The following is a 17,772-nucleotide window of genomic DNA, read 5'->3' on the forward strand; positions in this document are numbered from 1 at the left end:
ATGGGCATCTACATACTCAGGCGTCTGGCGCTGATCATCCCCACGCTGATCGGAATCATGCTGCTCAACTTTGTCATTGTGCAGGCGGCCCCCGGTGGTCCCGTTGAGCAGCTTATCGCGGAGATGGAAGGCCACGGCGGCAGCGCCCTGGCCCGGGCTTCCGGTGGTGGAACAGGTGGAGAGGTAGCCGACTCTTCCGGCGACACGCGTGGTTCCCGCGGCATACCCGATGAGCTTCTGAAAGAAATCGAAGTCATGTATGGCTTCGACAAGCCTGCTCACGAACGCTTCTTCAAGATGCTTGGCGATTACGCCACCTTCAACTTCGGTGATTCCTTCTTCCGGGAAAAAAGCGTCATCGACCTGATAATCGATAAAATGCCCGTTTCGATCTCCCTGGGGCTGTGGTCGACGCTGATCATCTATTTTATTTCCATCCCCCTGGGCATCCGGAAAGCGGTTACAGACGGCTCCAGGTTCGATGTCTGGACCAGCTCAGCCATTGTGGTGGGCTACGCCATTCCGGGCTTCCTCTTCGCGATACTGCTCATCGTGCTGTTTGCCGGGGGCAGTTATTTCGACTGGTTTCCGCTCCGGGGCCTGACCTCTTCGAATTTCGACGAGCTTACCTGGTACCAGAAAATCGGGGATTACTTCTGGCACCTGGCGTTGCCCGTCACCGCAAATGTGATCGGCGGTTTTGCCACCCTGACCCTGCTTACCAAGAATTCCTTCCTTGATGAGATCGGAAAGCAGTACGTGGTAACCGCCCGCGCCAAGGGTCTGGACCAGAAAGAAGTGCTGTATGGCCACGTATTTCGCAATGCCATGCTGATCGTGATTGCCAGCCTGCCAGGCGTCCTTGTCGCTCTGTTCTTTACGGGCTCCCTGCTGATTGAAGTGATCTTCTCCCTCGACGGGCTCGGGCTGCTCGGCTTCGAGGCGGCCCTGAACCGCGACTATCCCGTGATCTTCGGCACCCTGTACATATTCACCCTGATGGGCCTGATCCTGAAGCTGATCAGCGACATTACTTATGTCCTGGTCGATCCGCGGATCGATTTTGAAAGCCGGGAGGGTGCGTGAGTTTCCGGTCTCTGACTCCGATCCAACAGCGGCGCCTGCGGAACTTCCGGAAAAACCGCCGGGGCTTCTGGTCTTTGTGGATCTTTCTCGCCCTGTTTGGCCTGTCACTGGTCGCCGAGCTCATTGCCAACGACTCGCCGCTGGTCGTGTCCTACAAAGGCGACCTCTACTTCCCGGTCGTCCAATCCGTGCCGGAAGAAACCTTTGGTGGTTTCCTGCCCACGGAAGCCGATTATCGCGATCCCTTTATCGCCGATGAGATAAGCGCCAACGGATGGATGGTCTGGCCACCGATACGGTTCAGCTACAACACCATCAATTACGATCTCGAGGTTCCGTCACCGGCGCCGCCGAGTGCAGAGAACTGGCTGGGGACCGACGATCAGGGCCGGGATGTTGCAGCCCGGGTGATCTATGGCTTCCGCATTTCGGTTCTGTTCGGTCTCACCCTGACCATCGCCAGTTGCATTGTCGGCGTAGTGGTCGGCGCCATCCAGGGCTTTTACGGCGGCAAAATTGATCTACTGGGCCAGCGCTTTATCGAGGTCTGGTCCGGCCTGCCGGTACTGTATCTGCTGATCATTCTCTCGAGCATTGTGCAGCCAAACTTCTGGTGGCTGCTGGGCATCATGCTGCTGTTCAGCTGGATGGGGCTGGTGGATGTGGTCCGTGCGGAATTCCTGCGTGCCCGTAACTTCGAATACGTCAAAGCTGCCCGTGCACTGGGTCTGGACAACAGCAAAATCATGTTCCGGCATATACTCCCCAATGCCATGGTAGCCACGCTGACCTTCCTCCCGTTCATTCTGACGGGGGCAATTACCGGCCTGACCTCCCTGGATTTCCTGGGCTTTGGCCTGCCCTCCGGTTCGCCCTCGTTGGGGGAACTGATTGCCCAGGGCAAGGCCAACCTGCATGCGCCCTGGCTGGGCATATCCGCCTTCGTATCGCTGTCGCTGATGCTCACCTTGCTGGTGTTCGTGGGTGAAGCCGTACGCGATGCCTTCGATCCGAGGAAGAGCTGATATGAGCCAGTTACTTCAGATTTCCGATCTTTCGATCTGTTTTGATCACGGGCCTCCAGCCGTCGAATCCCTGTCACTGGCAATCCGTGAGGGCGAGACCCTCGCACTGGTGGGCGAAAGCGGCTCCGGAAAATCCATTTCGGCACTGTCGATTCTGCGCCTCCTCGATGCACGGCACGCCAGTTACCCCAGCGGGCAAATCCGGTACCGTGACGAAGATCTTCTGGCCGCCACTGAGAAGCGCATGCGCCAGATCCGCGGCCGGGAGATCGGGATGATATTCCAGGAGCCCATGACATCCCTTAATCCTCTACATACCGTGGAAAAGCAGATTGGCGAAACCCTGGAACTGCACAAGGGAATGCGCGGGCCACAGGCAAAACAGCGCTGTCTGGAGCTGCTGCAACTCGTGGGGATACAGAACCCGGAAAGCAAGCTTGGCGCCTATCCCCACCAACTTTCGGGGGGGCAAAAGCAGCGGGTGATGATCGCCATGGCCCTCGCCAACGAACCCGATCTCCTTATCGCGGACGAGCCTACGACGGCACTGGATGTAACCGTCCAGAAACAGGTTCTCGAATTGCTCAGGGACCTTCAGAAGAAACTGGGTATGGCCATTCTTCTGATTACCCATGACCTGACCATCGTTCGGCGGTACGCCGACCATGTGGCTGTCATGGAACATGGCAAACTCGTGGAAGAGGCTGATACCGATGCCCTGTTTGCCAGCCCACAACACCCCTATACACGAAAGCTTCTGGATGCCGAGCCCCCGGAGGCGCCCCTACCCCTCGATAAACGTGCAGAACCGTTGCTGGCTGTTGAGCGACTGGACGTGCGTTTCCCGATACGAAAGAGCCTTCTGGGCAAGGTGAAGGAATCCTTTCACGCTGTGCAGGGCGCCGATTTCCAGCTCAATCGGGGCGAAACGCTCGGAATCGTCGGGGAAAGTGGCAGCGGCAAAACCACCATCGGCCATGCGCTGCTGAAGCTTACCGCCAGTACCGGGAGTATCCGCCTCCGGGGCGAGGAGCTGGCGTTTCTTAACCAGAAGGATTTCAGGCCCTGGCGAAGGCGCGTGCAGATTGTCTTTCAGGATCCGTTTGGCAGCCTGAGTCCCAGAATGTCCATTGCCGAAATTATCCGCGAAGGGCTGGAGATCCACGACGCGGAAAACGCAGCCGAACACGACAGCAAAGTGATTCGCGCGCTCACCGACGTTGGCCTTGATCCGGAGGCACGGCATCGTTATCCACACGAATTCTCTGGCGGCCAGCGCCAACGCATTGCCATCGCCCGGGCTCTGGTGCTGCAGCCCGACCTGATCATTCTGGACGAACCCACATCCGCCCTGGACCGCACCGTGCAGAAGCAGGTCATTGAGCTGTTGAGGGCTATCCAGACCCGTTATGGTCTAAGCTATATCTTTATCAGCCATGACTTGGCTGTAGTACGCGCCCTGAGCCATAAGCTACTGGTGCTGCAGCATGGCCGGATCGTGGAATATGGTGACGCGGCCAGGATTTTCGCTGCACCGCAGGCGGAGTACACCCGTGAACTGCTGAACGCGGCGTTCTTTTACCAGAAACCAACTACGACTATTTGAGCGTTACCCCGACCAGAGCACTCAGGGATAATGCTCGCAAATCAGGAACACAGGGAGAACGACCCATGGGAATCCTCAGTGGCAAGAAAGCACTGATCGTTGGCGTAGCCAGCAAACTGTCCATTGCTTACGGTATCGCCGAGGCCTTCGCCCGCGAGGGTGCCGAACTGGCGTTTACCTACCAGAATGAAAAACTTCAGCCACGGGTTGAGAAGTTCGCCGAACAATGGGGAAGCAAGCTGACTTTCCCCTGCGATGTCGCAAGCGACGAAGAAATTGAAAACGTCTTCAAAGAGCTGGGCAAGCACTGGGACAACATCGACATCATTGTGCATGCTGTCGGCTATGCGCCTGGACACGAGCTGGACGGCAACTACGTCGACGTGACCACCCGTGATGGCTTCCGCATTGCCCACGATATCAGCTCCTACAGCTTTGTCGCGCTGGCCAAGGGTGCCCGCGGCATGATGCATGAAGGCAGCTCGCTGATTACCCTGAGCTACCTCGGCGCCGAGAAGGTTCTGCAGAACTACAATGTGATGGGCCTGGCCAAGGCTTCCCTGGAAGCCAATGTTCGCTACATGGCCGCCAGCCTGGGCCGGGACGGCATTCGGGTGAATGGCATTTCCGCGGGTCCGATCAAGACCCTGGCCGCCTCTGGCATCAAGAGCTTCCGTAAGATGCTGGCCGAAAATGCCAGGCGTGCGCCGCTGAGGCGAAACGTCACCATCGACGAAGTTGGTAATGCTGCCGCATTCCTCGGCTCTGATATGTCCTCCGGTATTACCGGCGAGATCATGTACGTGGACGGTGGCTTCAACATTACCGGAATGGGTGAACTGGAAGAGTAAGTCTCAGCCTTCCCGAACGTAAAAGAGCCGGCGCTATGCCGGCTCTTTTCGTTGGATTGCACGGACAAGAGTCAATCCTGGGCCATCGCCGAGGCCACGGCCTCCACCCACTCGACGTATGCGGTTTCGTCAGACTCGATGATTCGCGCCCCCACCAGAAAGCTCGACTCGTTGGGTCGACACCAGACCACTTCGACCATCAGACCGAAAGGCTGGGCATGGTTACCAAGAAATACGCTCGCCGGCAGCAGGGCCCCCAGGGAAAGGGGTTCGTCAGCTGTCAGGCAAAGGCCACTGGCCGAAATATCACGAATACCGCAGACAAGGCCCCGCTCCTCGGCTCCGGTTTCTTCCGGCAAGCCGGACTCAAGCTCGAGTATTGCCCTGGCTCGCGCCGTAAGACGGTAATCTGCCCGATTGTCCTGACCAACGGGCGGCTCATTCCGGGTTCCAAAGCTATAGTCATTATCTGTCATTGTTGTTTTTCCTGCTTCGGCAATATCAGTTGCGGCCAACACGAATCCGCCCGACTACCCTGCTAAGGGTGTCGTCGAATTCCGCGGAGGTTCCCAGAACCCGGATGCGTCCTTCGACAATCCCCTCAACCAGGGCGTCCTCTAGAAATTCGCGCCTGTTCAGGCCCAGACGGTCCACAAACACGAGCTTTCTCGACGCATTGATGCGCACGGCCAGTTTCAGACGGGCAGGTTCATCAGACGTTTCATCGGGTTCAACGACAATCCAGCCACCAAGCTTGATAGCATCCACCTGTTTCTCGGCCAGCAGTGTTCTTTCCTTCCGGATCCGTTCCTTTTCAGCCTGTTCATCGGCGAGTCGTTGCTCTTCATCGGCTTGCCGCTGGCGCTCAAGCTCGGCTTCACGCTCCGCTTCCTCAGCTCTGCGCCGTTCTTCCGCGGCTTCTTTTTCCCGCCTCAATTCCTCGGCGCGCAGCCTGGCAGCTTCCGCCGCCTGTTCCCTCTGCCGACGCTGCTTCTCGCAGACCCGGGCGAGCAGTTCCACGGTTTCTGCCAACACCGTTCCGAACGGCGTGAGCTGCGGCAATGGCCGGATCTGCTCCTGCTCAAGGGCCCTCTGAAACTCGCCCCAGGTCTGCAGCCCCAGTTTCACGCCGGCGCCGTTGGTCCAGAGGATTTCTGCCGATTCCGGCAAGAACGCATAGAAGTAACGGCGCTGCTCTCCGACACCCTCGCCCTCGACAAACCATTGCCCCTCATACGGTTCAAAAGCTTCTGCCGCGGGCACTTCGAAGCTGAGCCAGGTGCTGTCCCAGTGGAAGCTCCCCGCCGCCGGCAGAGCCTCCACAAGATCCGGCGCCTCTCCTCTCAGCCTGGAAACCATAGCGGATTCGATCCCGGACAGGGACTCCGCAGGCAGTGATTCATTAAAAACCCGTTTCCAGACATCAAGGATGCGATCGCCGATCTGTTCGCCCACGTGATAGAGCCGGTTACGGTCCTTGTCGGAAAGCGACGGATCACCAATCCAGACCAGCCATTCCAGCAACTTGCTGCCATGTCGCAGGTTCTCTCCGTCGAGACCGGAATCCCAGATCGACTGTTTCAGCAGACCCTGCCAGTGATCAAGTACAAAGCGGACAATCGGAAGCGGCAGCTTGCGCCCCTGGAGAGCCCGACCGATCAATGCCCGGGAAGACTGCTCTGCCTTGCGCTGCTTTGCAGCGCCCTGCTCGGTTTCCAGCAGCCGTTGGCGGAGCTTTCCAACCTGGGTATTCCTCTTCCCGGCGTCTTCCTGCCAGCGATGACAGAATTCGTTCACCGGTTCCGTCTTGCCGGATTCAAAACTTGCGGAAACGGCGATAACCAGCGAATCCAGCTGATCCATCAGAACCTTGGCGGAACGGCCTCCGGAATCACTCCAGCCGCGCCACTCCTGAAGGCTGTCCAGCCACTCCAGTAGCGCCTTGCTGAAGGCTTTCTTGCCCTCCAGATTCATGCGCCAGGCAAGATAGAAGCGCAGCCTTGCCACCCGGCGGGCGAGGCTCGGATGCAGGCCGCTTGTCTTCAGGAACACGTCCATGATGCGGTCAGCCACATAGGCGGCGTTCACCTGTCGGGCTGACCACTCCAGATGAACAGAGCGGATAACATGGGTAACCCGCTCGTCACGCTGTTCTGACCAGCAGGAAACCAGCAGTGGGCGCCAGTCGCTGACGGCGTCTGGTTCGAGCTTGCCAGCCGGGTATGGAAGGTCAGGAACACGAATGCCGGCCAGGACATCGTCAATCTTGCCTGAAACCGCTGCAACGGAAGGCACATTCTTCGGTCTCTGCCTGTTTTGCGACATCCGTTCCCCGTACTTAAGAAGCGTTGAAAAGGCCCTGTAAATAACGCAGTATAACCAACTCGCCGGGGTTTACCGCAACCGTGCACCGGCGCTATTCGCGTTAATCTGCAACCCTGTTGGCATATTCTATCGTCCACCAGGGCTGCAACGATCAGAATCGGGGAAGCAGAACAACATGTCGGGCAACAAACTAGAGAATCTGAATGTGGCGAGCCAGGAAGCACTGATCACTCCTGAAGCGCTGAAGAAGGAGATGCCGCTCTCCGACAAGGCCGCAGAAACCGTCTCAAAGGGCCGCCAGGCGATCTATGACATCATGGATGGCAAGGACCACCGGCTATTCGTCGTGGTGGGCCCCTGCTCCATTCACGATGTTGAAGCTGCGAGAGATTACGCCGCGCGCCTGAAGAAGCTTGCCGATGAAGTCAGCGATACGCTGCTGATCGTTATGCGTGTCTATTTCGAGAAGCCTCGCACAACCGTCGGCTGGAAAGGTCTCATCAACGATCCGCACCTGAACGACACCTTTGATATTGAGCAGGGCCTTCACATCGGTCGTCGTCTGCTGCTGGATATCAACGAGCTTGGCCTGCCCGCAGCCACCGAAGCGCTGGATCCGATCTCCCCGCAGTACCTGCAGGACACCATTGCCTGGTCCGCCATCGGCGCCCGTACTACCGAGTCACAGACTCACCGAGAGATGAGCAGTGGCCTGTCCATGGCGATCGGTTTCAAGAACGGCACCGACGGCAGCCTGGACGTCGCGGTGAACGCCATGAAGTCCGTGTCTCACCCGCACAGTTTCCTGGGCATCGACCAGCAGGGGCAGGTGGCGATTATCCGCACCAAGGGCAATAACTACGGCCACGTTGTTCTGCGTGGTGGCGGTGGCAAACCCAACTACGATTCGGTGAGCGTCGCCCTCTGCGAACAGGCGCTGGATAAAGCAGGCCTGCGCAAGTCGATGATGATTGACTGCAGCCATGCCAACTCCAGCAAGGATCCGGCCATTCAGCCGCTGGTCATGCAGGATGTCACCCACCAGATCCTCGAAGGTAACACCTCGATCCAGAGCCTGATGGTGGAAAGCAACATCAATTGGGGTAACCAGTCGATCCCCGAGAACCTGGCGGATCTGAAGTACGGTGTCTCTGTGACAGACGCCTGCATTGACTGGCCGACCACGGAAAAGGCGATTCGGGATATGCGCGACAAGCTGAAAGACGTACTTCCCAAGCGCAAGATCGGCTGATCGGAGCCGGATACCAAACGGGGAGCCTCAGCTCCCCGTTTTTATTACCCCACCTATCCAGTCCAGCCTCTCCCTGAGCGCCACCACATGGCCGATGATGACCAGCGTCGGCGGCTGAACAGCTTCAGCGTCTACCCTTTCGACAATATTACAGAGGTTACCTATGACCACACGCTGATCCCTTGTGGTTCCCTTGGAAACCAGCGCAACGGGCATATCGTGAGACATGCCATGCGCAACCAGTTGCCGGCAGATGATCGGCAAACCCACGAGCCCCATATAAAACACCAGGGTCTGGTTGTTCTGAACAAAGTCTCGCCAAGGAAGATCGCAGGTATCGTTCTTGAGATGGCCAGTCACGAACCGGACTGACTGGGCATAATCCCGATGTGTGAGCGGGATTCCGGCGTAGGCCGCGCAGCCGGAAGCGGCGGTTATACCCGGCACCACCTGAAAGCGTACGCCGGCGTCGGCCAGAGTTTCAATTTCTTCGCCCCCGCGCCCGAAGATAAACGGGTCTCCGCCCTTGAGACGGACCACCTTCCGACCCTGCCTGGCCAGATCCACCAATCGTTGATTGATCTGGTCCTGAGGCAAGGTGTGGTTAGCCCGCTGCTTCCCCACATGAATCATCTCGGCAGTGTCTGGAATCATGGCCAGTATTTCCGGCGACACCAGGCGATCGTAAAGCACCACTTCGGCGGACGTAATCAGCCTCCAGGCTTTGAGTGTCAGCAGTTCAGGGTCGCCCGGCCCGGCCCCGACGAGGGCCACTTCGCCCGCTGATGTGTTCGGGTTCGAGGTCACCGGGTTTACCCTGTACCTTACCGGTGCAGGGGTTGCACCAACGCCCTTCCCTGGCGCACTTTGTTGCTGATCACTCATTGGATTATGTCGACGCCTCCCATGTACGGCCTGAGAACCTCCGGAACCACAATGCTGCCGTCTGCCTGCTGGTAATTCTCCATAACCGCAATCAGCGCACGGCCAACCGCAAGACCTGAACCGTTCAGCGTATGCACAGGTTCCGGCTTACCGGTTTCCGGGTTACGCCAACGCGCATGCATGCGGCGTGCCTGGAAATCACGTGTGTTGGAGCAGGATGAAATTTCGCGGAACTTGTCCTGTCCCGGCAACCAGACTTCCAGATCGTAGGTCTTGGCCGCCGAAAAGCCCATATCGCCACCACACAATACAACGACGCGATAAGGCAGCTCCAGCATTTGCAGAACCTTTTCCGCGTGCCCAGTGAGCGCCTCCAGGGCGGCATCGGAATCGGCGGGACGAACGACATGCACGAGTTCAACCTTATCGAACTGATGCTGACGGATCATGCCCCGGGTATCCCGGCCGTAGGAGCCGGCCTCACTGCGGAAACACGGCGTATGACAGACCATCTGCAGTGGCAACTCTGCGGCATCAAGGATGGAATCTGAGACCAGATTGGTGGCAGGTACTTCCGCGGTTGGAATCAGATAAAGCGGGTGTTCGCCCTCGGTTTTGAACAGATCCTCCTCAAACTTGGGCAACTGGCCCGTGCCATAGAGGCTATCAGCATTCACGAGGTAAGGTACGTAGGTCTCCAGGTAGCCATGTTCGCGAGTGTGCAAATCCAGCATGAACTGGGCCAGAGCCCTGTGCAGCCGTGCGACCGGCCCTCGCATGACAGCAAACCGCGAGTGGGCCAGGCGGGTCGCGGTCTCGAAGTCCAGGCCTTTCAGACCCTCCCCAAGGGCAACGTGATCTTTGGGCTCGAAATCAAAGGTCTTGGGCGTGCCCCAGGTTCGAATCTCGACGTTGTCGTCTTCGCTCTCACCAGCAGGCACATCTTCGTCCGGAAGGTTCGGGATTCCGGCCAGGAACCCGTTGAGCTCCTCCTGTAGCGAACGGAGCTCGTCTTCAGCTTCGGATCTCTTTTTCTTCAGATCTTCCACCTCATCCAGCAGCGGCTGGATGTCCTCACCGGCTGCCTTGGCTTTCCCGATTGATTTGGACCGTTTGTTCTGCTCGCTCTGCAGGTTTTCCGTGCTTACCTGAAGGGCGCGGCGGCGTTCCTCAAGCTGCTCGAAGGTGGCGGTATCGAATTCGAAATTCTTGATGGTCAGCCGACGGGCGATCTCTTCTGTCTGGGTGCGGACACGTTTGGGATCGAGCATGATTATCCTGAATCTTCCGGTTAGCGATGTTTTGAATGACTGGCCATTATACCTGCACTGGCGCTCGTGGCTACCGCAGCAGGAGGCTCAGGTATAGCGTTTGCGGGGGCTTTCAGCGTTGCGGGAATCCAGGCGCTGGCGTTTCTCCGCCAGCTTGATCTCCAGCCCACGATTCACGGGTTCGTAGTATCGGCGCTGGTGGATCGCCTCAGGCAGATAGGACTCGCCGGCGGCGAAGGCCTCCGGTTCGTCATGTGCGTACCGATAGGTATCTCCGTGGCCCATGCTCTTCATCAGCTTGGTGGGCGCATTGCGCAAATGTACCGGGACTTCGTAGTCCGGATCCTGCCGGATGTCCGCCATGCATTTGTTGAAGGCGTTGTAAACTGCATTGCTCTTGGGCGCCATGGCCAGGTAGGTCACTGCCTGGGCCAGTGCCAGCTCCCCTTCCGGAGATCCCAACCGCTCCTGAGCGTCCCAGGCTTCCATGCTGAGTTGCAGAGCACGGGTATCGGCGTTACCAATGTCTTCACTGGCAATTCGCACCAGACGCCGGGCGACATAGAGAGGATCACAGCCGCCATCCAGCATCCGGCACAGCCAATACAGCGAGCCGTCCGGATCTGATCCGCGAACGGATTTATGCAACGCTGAGATCTGGTCGTAGAATACGTCACCGCCCTTGTCGAACCGGCGGAGGCTGGTCTGCATGACCTGCTCAAGCTGATCCGCCGTTACCCGATCCGTGCCGGCCTCATCCGGCTCTGCCAGGTCAGCCGCCACTTCCAGGATATTGAGAGCACGGCGGGCATCGCCACCAGACGCGGCCGCCATCAGGGTCAGCACGTCTTCATCAACTCGCAGGCGTCCACCAAATCCTTCATCAACTGTCAGCGCGCGGCGTAGCAACTGAAGGATGTCCTCTTCCTCAAGGTTCTTGAGCACGTAGACACGTGTTCTGGAAAGCAACGCACTGTTCAGCTCAAAAGAGGGATTCTCAGTGGTCGCACCCACGAAGATGAAAGTACCGTCTTCAATGTGGGGGAGAAACGCGTCCTGCTGGCTTTTGTTGAAGCGGTGAACTTCATCCACGAACAACAGTGTGTCCCGACCCTGTGACTGCTTGCGATTACGTGCCCGCTCAACAACGGCCCGGATCTCTTTCACACCGCTCAGTACGGCCGAAACCGTCTCGAAACTGAGATCGCCGACATTGGCCAGTAGTTGGGCGAAGGTGGTTTTACCGACTCCGGGAGGGCCCCAGAGGATCATCGAGTGAAGCTGGCCCTGCTCAACAGCGCGCCGCAGCGGTTTGCCGGGCCCGACCAGATGAGCCTGGCCCACATAGTCATTCAGGCTTGCCGGCCGCATTCTCGCGGCCAGCGGCCGAAAGCCCGCGGATTCCGCGAACAGACTGTCCTGCATCAGGCCCCGTCCCGGATAATATCCACACCCTCCGGATAGTCGAGGGTGAACGCACCCGCTTCAACCGGTTCGTTCAGCCTGATCCGGTCGAAACTCAGGACGCTGAGCTGTGCCAGGGAATCCTGCATACGCATCTCCTGGAGCTCACCCTTGAAGAACGTCAGCCTGAGGGACGTAAAAAGGGAGTCCGGACTTCTTGGTTGCAGAGTGAATTCAAGGGTGTTGTCGCCAATCTGGCGACCGGACACCCTGTAGGTATCCTCCAGATTATCCACCTCACCGCTCAGCAAAAGCGCGGGTGTGGATTGCACTCGATCGTCGAGATTGTGGATCGTGACCTGTTCCAGGTCCGGATCGTAAACCTCCACGGTTTCGCCATCACTGACAATAAACTGCGACAGTGGCGCACTGGTCTCCCAGTAGAACAGCCCGGGGCGCTTGGCCTTCAGGGAGCCACGGGTTTCCTGAACCTTGTTGCCATTCTCGTTAACAACAATCTGGATAAAGTCTGCCTGGTAGGACTCGTAGCCCTTCAGCAACGAGGCCAACTCGTTCGCGCTATCGCTGCCCTCACTCGCACTCAGAGGGCCGGCAATTAACACCGCCATGACCAGGGTGACCAGGCATTTCAAAAAAGATTGTCCCATTGCTTGTAACTCCTAATCTCTGGGTGGCGGCGGAGCCAGAACTTCACGAGCCCCATTGTGGCCAGCGGCGCTTACCACGCCGGATGCTTCCATGGCATCAACCAGGTTCGCTGCCCGGTTGTACCCGATCTTGAATTTTCGCTGTACCGAGGAAATCGAAACACGGCGCCCTTCCGTGACGAAGGCAACGGCCTCGTCGTAAAGGGCATCCCCTTCACTATCCCCGCCTCCTTCCGAGAGGTTGGGAACGCCCGGCAGGCTCTCGCCTTCGGCGCCATTGAGAACATCGTCCACATACACGGGCTCGCCCCGGGCTTTCCAGGCACTCACCACGCGATGGACTTCGTCGTCATCCACAAAAGCCCCATGCACCCGAACCGGCAGGCCCGAACCCGGTGGCAGGTAAAGCATGTCACCATGCCCCAGGAGCTGCTCGGCGCCGCCCTGATCCAGCACCGTGCGTGAATCAATCTTGGACGAAACCTGGAACGACATCCGGGTCGGAATGTTGGCCTTGATCAGGCCGGTGATTACATCCACCGATGGCCGCTGGGTGGCAAGGATCAAGTGAATACCGGCCGCCCGCGCCTTCTGCGCGATCCGGGCAATCAGTTCCTCAACTTTCTTGCCGACGATCATCATCATGTCGGCGAATTCATCAATCACCACCACGATGAAGGGAAGAGTGTCCAGCTCGGGGCGCTCCTGCTCGTCGTTGGCCAGGTACTCGTCCGGCTTCCAGAACGGATCCAGTAATGGTTCGCCGGCGGCCCTGGCGTCTTTGATCTTGCGGTTGTAGCCCGCGAGGTTACGGACCCCGAGGCTGGCCATGAGCTTGTACCGGCGTTCCATTTCAGCGACACACCAGCGTAGTGCGTTGGCCGCCTCCTTCATGTCGGTGACCACCGGAGCCAGCAGGTGCGGAATGCCGTCGTAGATGCTCAGTTCAAGCATCTTGGGGTCCACCATGATAAAGCGGACCTCTTCCGGGCCTGCCTTCAGCAGCATGCTGAGCAGCATGGCATTGACGCCGACCGATTTACCGGAACCGGTGGTCCCCGCCACCAGCAGGTGCGGCATTTTGGAGAGATTGGCAACCATCGGGTTGCCGCCAATGTCGTTACCCAGTGCCAGGGTCAGCGGTGAGTTCGACTCCTGAAACACCCGCGCGCCAAGCACTTCACTGAGCCGGACCATTTCCCGTTCTTCGTTGGGAATCTCGATACCGACCACAGACTTGCCAGGAATCACCTCGACTACCCGAACGCTCAGTACCGCCAGTGAGCGGGCCAGGTCCTTTGCGAGGTTGGAAATCTTGCTGACCTTCACACCTGGAGCCGGCTTGATCTCGAACCGGGTAATGACCGGGCCGGGATTGACCTCGACTACTTCAACGGATACCCCGAAATCCCCCAGCTTTTCCTCTAGCAGCCGTGACATATGTTCCAGAGATTCTTCGGAGTAGCCTCTTTCCTTATGCTCCTCCGGCGGGTCCAGAAGAGAAATCGGCGGAATCGGGCTTTCAATATCTTCCAGCAATGAAGGCTGCTTGTTGCCCTTGTCTTTGGACTGGGTCGGCTGTTCGTCCTTCTTGAAGGGCGAAATCTTCAGCGACCGTCCGGCAGACTGAGGAGATGCCTCGGGTTTGGCGGGTTTCCCGTTAGCAACAGGAGCCTCATCCCGTGAACTGAAGCTTTCGAGCCTTGCAGGTTCCGGGTCAACTTCGGCAGAGAGACCATCCAACGCGGGCTCTTTTCGACTGGTTTCTGGCTTCGACGCGGGCTTCGGGGCTTTTGGCTTTTTCGGCCCAAAGCCGGGAATCCGTTGCCACCAGCGTGGTTTGTCGGCATCTGCTTTTTGCCGTTTGCTGTCCATGGCCGGCACACGGTCCTTGACCACCGGTGGCTCAGCTTTCGGTTCTGCTTTAGGCTCTGGCTTTTCCGACTTGGGCTTGCCTTTGAAAAGGCCTTTGATGGCAAGGCCCGTTCTGAGAGTCAAACCGCCCACCTGATCCATCAGCCAGAACCAGGAGAGACCGGTAGTAACCGTTAACGCGAACAGGAAAATGGCAATCAGCAACAGGGTTGTTGCCGGCAGGTTGAAAAACCGCACCATAGCGTCGGCAACAGCCGTTCCAAGGACACCGCCCGAGGACGCCCCGAGACCAAACACGGAATACAGTGACAACAGACTGGTTGCCGAGAGAAGAATCAGCAAGAAGCCACCGAAGCGCATCATGAAGAGTGGCCAGTGCAGATCCAGGGAATCGTTACGCCGACGGATGAGCATCAACGCGTAGCCCGCAATCATGACCGGGAACAGATAGGCAACGTGGCCGAAGAAATCCATGAACAGGCTGGCGAGCCAGGCACCAGTGCGGCCCGCATAATTCTGCACGCTGGTGTCATGACCGATACTGGCCCAGCCCGGATCTGACGGGCTAAAGGTAACCAGTGCCATGGAAAGGTAAATGCAAAGGGCAATAAGCGCGATGACGGCGCCTTCGCGAGCGCCCTGGGCGGCCAGCCGGCGAAAGCGCTGCTGCTTCTCTGTCAGTTCCTGTGGTGCTTTCTTCGCTTTTGCAGATTCGGCCATGAATGCTCAGACGTTATCGGTGCTTTCGTTCCGAAGCGCCTGAAAGCCGCGTTCAAGATCGGTTTTCAGGTCTTCTACGGCTTCGATCCCCACGGAAATCCGTATCAGATTCTCCGTGATCCCGGCCCGCGCCTTATCCTCCGGGGATAGTCGCCCGTGAGTGGTTGTGGCCGGGTGGGTGATCGTGGTCTTGACGTCACCGAGGTTTGCGGTGATGGAGATCATCCGGGTGCCATCGATGAAGCGCCATGCCTCCTCCCGCGCACCCTTTAGCTGGAACGACAGCACACCACCAAATCCGGTCTGCTGCTTTTTCGCCAGCTCATGTTGCGGATGACTCTGGAGCCCGGCATAGAAAACACGTTCAACTGCCGGCTGTTGCTCCAGCCACAGTGCCAACTCTAACGCATTGTCACAGTGGGCGCGCATACGAATTGGTAAGGTTTCCAGGCCCTTCTGAAACACCCAGGCGTTGAAGGGGCTCATGGTGGGGCCGGCCGAACGAAGGAAGCCATAGACCTCTTCCATCATCTTCTCTGATCCGACCACGACGCCTCCCACGCAGCGACCCTGACCATCCAGATATTTGGTCGCCGAGTGAATCACGATGTCTGCGCCCTGCTCCAGCGGGCGCTGGAGCACCGGCGTGCAGAAGCAGTTATCGACCACGAACAGGGCGTCGTTGTCTCTTGCCAGTTGCCCCAGGATCTCCATATCGGCCACTTCGCAGAGCGGATTGGACGGCGTTTCAATAAACAGCATCCGGGTTTCGGAACGGATCGAAGCCTGCCACTCTTCCATATCCGTCAGACTGACAAACGTGGTTTCCACCCCGAAACGCGCCATGTATTTCTGGAACAGCACGTTGGTGGTGCCGAACACACCCCGGGAGCAGATCACATGATCGCCGCTCTTCAGTAGCGCCATGCAGGTGCTCAGGATCGCAGACATACCGGATGCGGTGGCGACGGCACGTTCACCGCCTTCCATGGCGGCGATCCGACCTTCAAACGCCTGGACCGTAGGGTTGGTAAACCGGGAGTAGATGTTTCCGGGCTCTTCGCCGCCAAATCGCGCCGCCGCCTGGGCCGCGCTGCCATAAACGAAGCTGGACGTGGGGAATATCGCGTCGCTGTGCTCAAGCTGCCCGGTGCGGATCTGCCCTGCCCTCACGGCCAGGGTGTCCACGGACATCCCGTCCAGGTCGGACTCCGGAATCCAGACAGTTTCTTCGCGGCGAAAAGTCATCTACATCTCCTGCCTGAAAGCGGCGTTCAGTCTTCGTCGTTATGCAAGTCAATAATGCCATTGTCCCCGTCAGCACCACCGGCACTTTCGGATCGCTTTTCGTCATTGCGCAAGCCGTCAATGCGGCTCAGATACGCTTCATCGACATCACCGGTCACATAATCGCCAGTGAATACCGAGCACTCCCATCCCTCAATGTCATCGTTCACTTCACTGACGCAGGTTATAAGGTCCTCCAGATCCTGATAGAGCAGCCAGTCGGCACCAATCAGTTCCCGGATTTGCTCTACGGTGCGCCCGTGGGCAATCAGCTCACTGGCGGAGGGCATGTCGATACCATACACGTTCGGGTAGCGAACAGGAGGCGCCGCAGACGCAAAATAGACCTTACGGGCACCGGCATCCCGAGCCATCTGGACGATTTCCTTGCAGGTGGTACCGCGAACGATGGAATCATCCACCAGCATCACGTTTTTGCCACGAAACTCCAGATCGATCGGGTTAAGCTTCTGTCGGACCGATTTCTTGCGCATTTTCTGGCCCGGCATGATGAATGTCCGGCCGATGTAGCGGTTTTTGATAAAGCCTTCACGGAATTTCACCCCCAGACGATGCGCCATCTGCATTGCCGACGTTCGGCTGGTGTCCGGAATCGGCATGACAACGTCGATATCGTGATCCGGTGTCTCGCGGAGTACTTTCTCCGCCAGGGTTTCGCCCATGCGCAGACGAGCCTTGTAAACAGACACCTTATCTATAATGGAGTCAGGCCGGGCAAAATACACGTGTTCGAAAATGCAGGGGTACAGATGCGGCTGCTCGGCGCACTGGCGGGTATAGAGGGTACCGTCAGTTTCGATATAGACCGCCTCGCCCGGGGCAATATCGCGCACGAGGGTGTAGCCCGCAGCATTCAAGGCAACGCTTTCAGAGGCAATCATGTATTCCTTGCGGCCATTCTCGTCGGTGCGTTCGCCGTAGCAGGCAGGCCGGATACCATTCGGGTCCCGGAAGCCAACAATGCCATAGCCGGTAATCATGGCAATGACGGCGTAGGCACCCCGGCAGCGTTTGTGAACCGCGCTGACCGCAGAAAAGATCTCATCCTTGGTCGGGTCCAGCTTGCCAAGCTTCTGCAATTCATGAGCGAACACGTTCAACAGCACTTCCGAGTCGGAGTTCGTGTTGATGTGGCGCAGATCGGTCCGGAACAGGTCCTTGCTGAGGTCATCAGCGTTGGTCAGGTTGCCGTTGTGAGCAAGGGTAATGCCATAGGGGCTGTTCACATAGAACGGCTGGGCTTCGGCGGAGCTGGAACTGCCGGCGGTCGGATAGCGCACGTGGCCTATACCCACGTTGCCCACCAGACGACGCATATGACGGGTATGGAAAACATCCCGTACCAGGCCATTGTCCTTGCGGAGGAAAAACCGTTCATCCTGAAATGTCACAATGCCCGCCGCGTCCTGGCCCCGGTGCTGAAGTACAGTCAGCGCATCATAGAGCGACTGATTGACGTTGGAAGTACTGACGATGCCGACAATGCCACACATGGA

The 17,772-nt window shown here is 58.1% G+C and carries 13 protein-coding genes and 1 pseudogene; 5 read left to right on the forward strand and 9 right to left on the reverse strand.

Annotated features, from left to right (window positions below):
* The 4 genes from HP15_RS09005 (at position 1) to HP15_RS09020 (ending at position 4,568) form a co-directional block, all read left to right on the forward strand.
* Positions 1-1,086: a microcin C ABC transporter permease YejB gene (locus HP15_RS09005; protein WP_008171714.1), complete on the forward strand. Its 1,086-nt coding sequence runs from the start codon at positions 1-3 to the stop codon at positions 1,084-1,086.
* Positions 1,083-2,111, forward strand: coding sequence for an ABC transporter permease (locus tag HP15_RS09010; RefSeq protein ID WP_014577172.1), 1,029 nt, complete (start codon positions 1,083-1,085; stop codon positions 2,109-2,111). Before HP15_RS09005 ends, HP15_RS09010 begins: the two co-directional genes overlap by 4 nt.
* 1 nt (position 2,112) lies before the next feature.
* Positions 2,113-3,717 (forward strand): ABC transporter ATP-binding protein, encoded by a 1,605-nt coding sequence (locus HP15_RS09015; protein ID WP_014577173.1) that lies wholly within the window; start codon positions 2,113-2,115, stop codon positions 3,715-3,717.
* 65 nt (positions 3,718-3,782) lie between these two features.
* Positions 3,783-4,568, forward strand: coding sequence for an enoyl-ACP reductase FabI (locus tag HP15_RS09020; protein WP_008171720.1), 786 nt, complete (start codon positions 3,783-3,785; stop codon positions 4,566-4,568).
* Positions 4,569-4,639: 71 nt separating this feature from the next.
* Here the strand turns inward: HP15_RS09020 and HP15_RS09025 are convergent, their stop codons facing one another.
* Together HP15_RS09025 and HP15_RS09030 are read right to left on the reverse strand one after the other, a co-directional pair.
* On the reverse strand, positions 4,640-5,044 hold the full coding sequence (locus tag HP15_RS09025) for a PilZ domain-containing protein (protein ID WP_041645231.1): 405 nt from the start codon (positions 5,042-5,044) through the stop codon (positions 4,640-4,642).
* Between the two features lie 25 nt (positions 5,045-5,069).
* Positions 5,070-6,893, reverse strand: a complete 1,824-nt coding sequence (locus tag HP15_RS09030; RefSeq protein ID WP_041645232.1) for a DUF1631 family protein — start codon at positions 6,891-6,893, stop codon at positions 5,070-5,072.
* Positions 6,894-7,068: 175 nt separating this feature from the next.
* Between HP15_RS09030 and HP15_RS09035 the strand changes: the two genes are divergently transcribed.
* Entirely contained in the window at positions 7,069-8,145 is a 1,077-nt protein-coding gene (locus tag HP15_RS09035; protein ID WP_008171726.1) for a 3-deoxy-7-phosphoheptulonate synthase, read from the forward strand.
* 27 nt (positions 8,146-8,172) lie between these two features.
* On the opposite strand, the pseudogene cobA reads toward HP15_RS09035, so the two are convergent.
* The 7 genes and pseudogenes from cobA to purF form a co-directional block, all read right to left on the reverse strand.
* Positions 8,173-9,114 (reverse strand): annotated as a pseudogene (gene cobA / locus HP15_RS09040) (uroporphyrinogen-III C-methyltransferase); the annotation flags it as partial.
* Entirely contained in the window at positions 9,027-10,301 is a 1,275-nt protein-coding gene (serS, locus tag HP15_RS09045) for a serine--tRNA ligase (protein WP_014577177.1), read from the reverse strand. The gene serS and the pseudogene cobA, both read right to left, overlap by 88 nt.
* Before the next feature lie 87 nt (positions 10,302-10,388).
* Positions 10,389-11,726 (reverse strand): replication-associated recombination protein A, encoded by a 1,338-nt coding sequence (locus HP15_RS09050; protein ID WP_014577178.1) that lies wholly within the window; start codon positions 11,724-11,726, stop codon positions 10,389-10,391.
* Positions 11,726-12,373, reverse strand: coding sequence for an outer membrane lipoprotein chaperone LolA (gene lolA, locus HP15_RS09055; RefSeq protein WP_014577179.1), 648 nt, complete (start codon positions 12,371-12,373; stop codon positions 11,726-11,728). The genes HP15_RS09050 and lolA overlap by 1 nt, the downstream gene beginning before the upstream one ends.
* Before the next feature lie 12 nt (positions 12,374-12,385).
* A complete protein-coding gene (locus tag HP15_RS22870; protein ID WP_014577180.1) occupies positions 12,386-14,968 on the reverse strand; it encodes a DNA translocase FtsK in 2,583 nt (860 codons plus the stop codon).
* A 6-nt stretch (positions 14,969-14,974) separates the two neighbouring features.
* Positions 14,975-16,216 (reverse strand): O-succinylhomoserine sulfhydrylase, encoded by a 1,242-nt coding sequence (locus HP15_RS09065; RefSeq protein WP_014577181.1) that lies wholly within the window; start codon positions 16,214-16,216, stop codon positions 14,975-14,977.
* Between the two features lie 26 nt (positions 16,217-16,242).
* The gene (gene purF / locus HP15_RS09070) at positions 16,243-17,769 is read right to left on the reverse strand and encodes an amidophosphoribosyltransferase (protein WP_014577182.1); all 1,527 of its coding nucleotides are present in this window, start codon (positions 17,767-17,769) and stop codon (positions 16,243-16,245) included.
* Between the last annotated feature and the right edge of the window lie 3 nt (positions 17,770-17,772).

It is taken from the genome of Marinobacter adhaerens HP15, assembly GCF_000166295.1.
Lineage (GTDB): Bacteria > Pseudomonadota > Gammaproteobacteria > Pseudomonadales > Oleiphilaceae > Marinobacter > Marinobacter adhaerens.

Excerpts from the sequence above, each read along its gene's own strand:
- HP15_RS22870 (WP_014577180.1), bottom strand. The coding sequence starts at position 14,968 with ATGGCCGAATCTGCAAAAGCGAAGAAAGCACCACAGGAACTGACAGAG.
- HP15_RS09050 (WP_014577178.1), bottom strand. The coding sequence starts at position 11,726 with ATGCAGGACAGTCTGTTCGCGGAATCCGCGGGCTTTCGGCCGCTGGCC.
- HP15_RS09025 (WP_041645231.1), bottom strand. The coding sequence starts at position 5,044 with ATGACAGATAATGACTATAGCTTTGGAACCCGGAATGAGCCGCCCGTT.
- HP15_RS09065 (WP_014577181.1), bottom strand. The coding sequence starts at position 16,216 with ATGACTTTTCGCCGCGAAGAAACTGTCTGGATTCCGGAGTCCGACCTG.
- HP15_RS09020 (WP_008171720.1), top strand. The coding sequence starts at position 3,783 with ATGGGAATCCTCAGTGGCAAGAAAGCACTGATCGTTGGCGTAGCCAGC.
- HP15_RS09030 (WP_041645232.1), bottom strand. The coding sequence starts at position 6,893 with ATGTCGCAAAACAGGCAGAGACCGAAGAATGTGCCTTCCGTTGCAGCG.
- HP15_RS09015 (WP_014577173.1), top strand. The coding sequence starts at position 2,113 with ATGAGCCAGTTACTTCAGATTTCCGATCTTTCGATCTGTTTTGATCAC.
- HP15_RS09005 (WP_008171714.1), top strand. The coding sequence starts at position 1 with ATGGGCATCTACATACTCAGGCGTCTGGCGCTGATCATCCCCACGCTG.
- serS (WP_014577177.1), bottom strand. The coding sequence starts at position 10,301 with ATGCTCGATCCCAAACGTGTCCGCACCCAGACAGAAGAGATCGCCCGT.
- purF (WP_014577182.1), bottom strand. The coding sequence starts at position 17,769 with ATGTGTGGCATTGTCGGCATCGTCAGTACTTCCAACGTCAATCAGTCG.
- HP15_RS09035 (WP_008171726.1), top strand. The coding sequence starts at position 7,069 with ATGTCGGGCAACAAACTAGAGAATCTGAATGTGGCGAGCCAGGAAGCA.
- lolA (WP_014577179.1), bottom strand. The coding sequence starts at position 12,373 with ATGGGACAATCTTTTTTGAAATGCCTGGTCACCCTGGTCATGGCGGTG.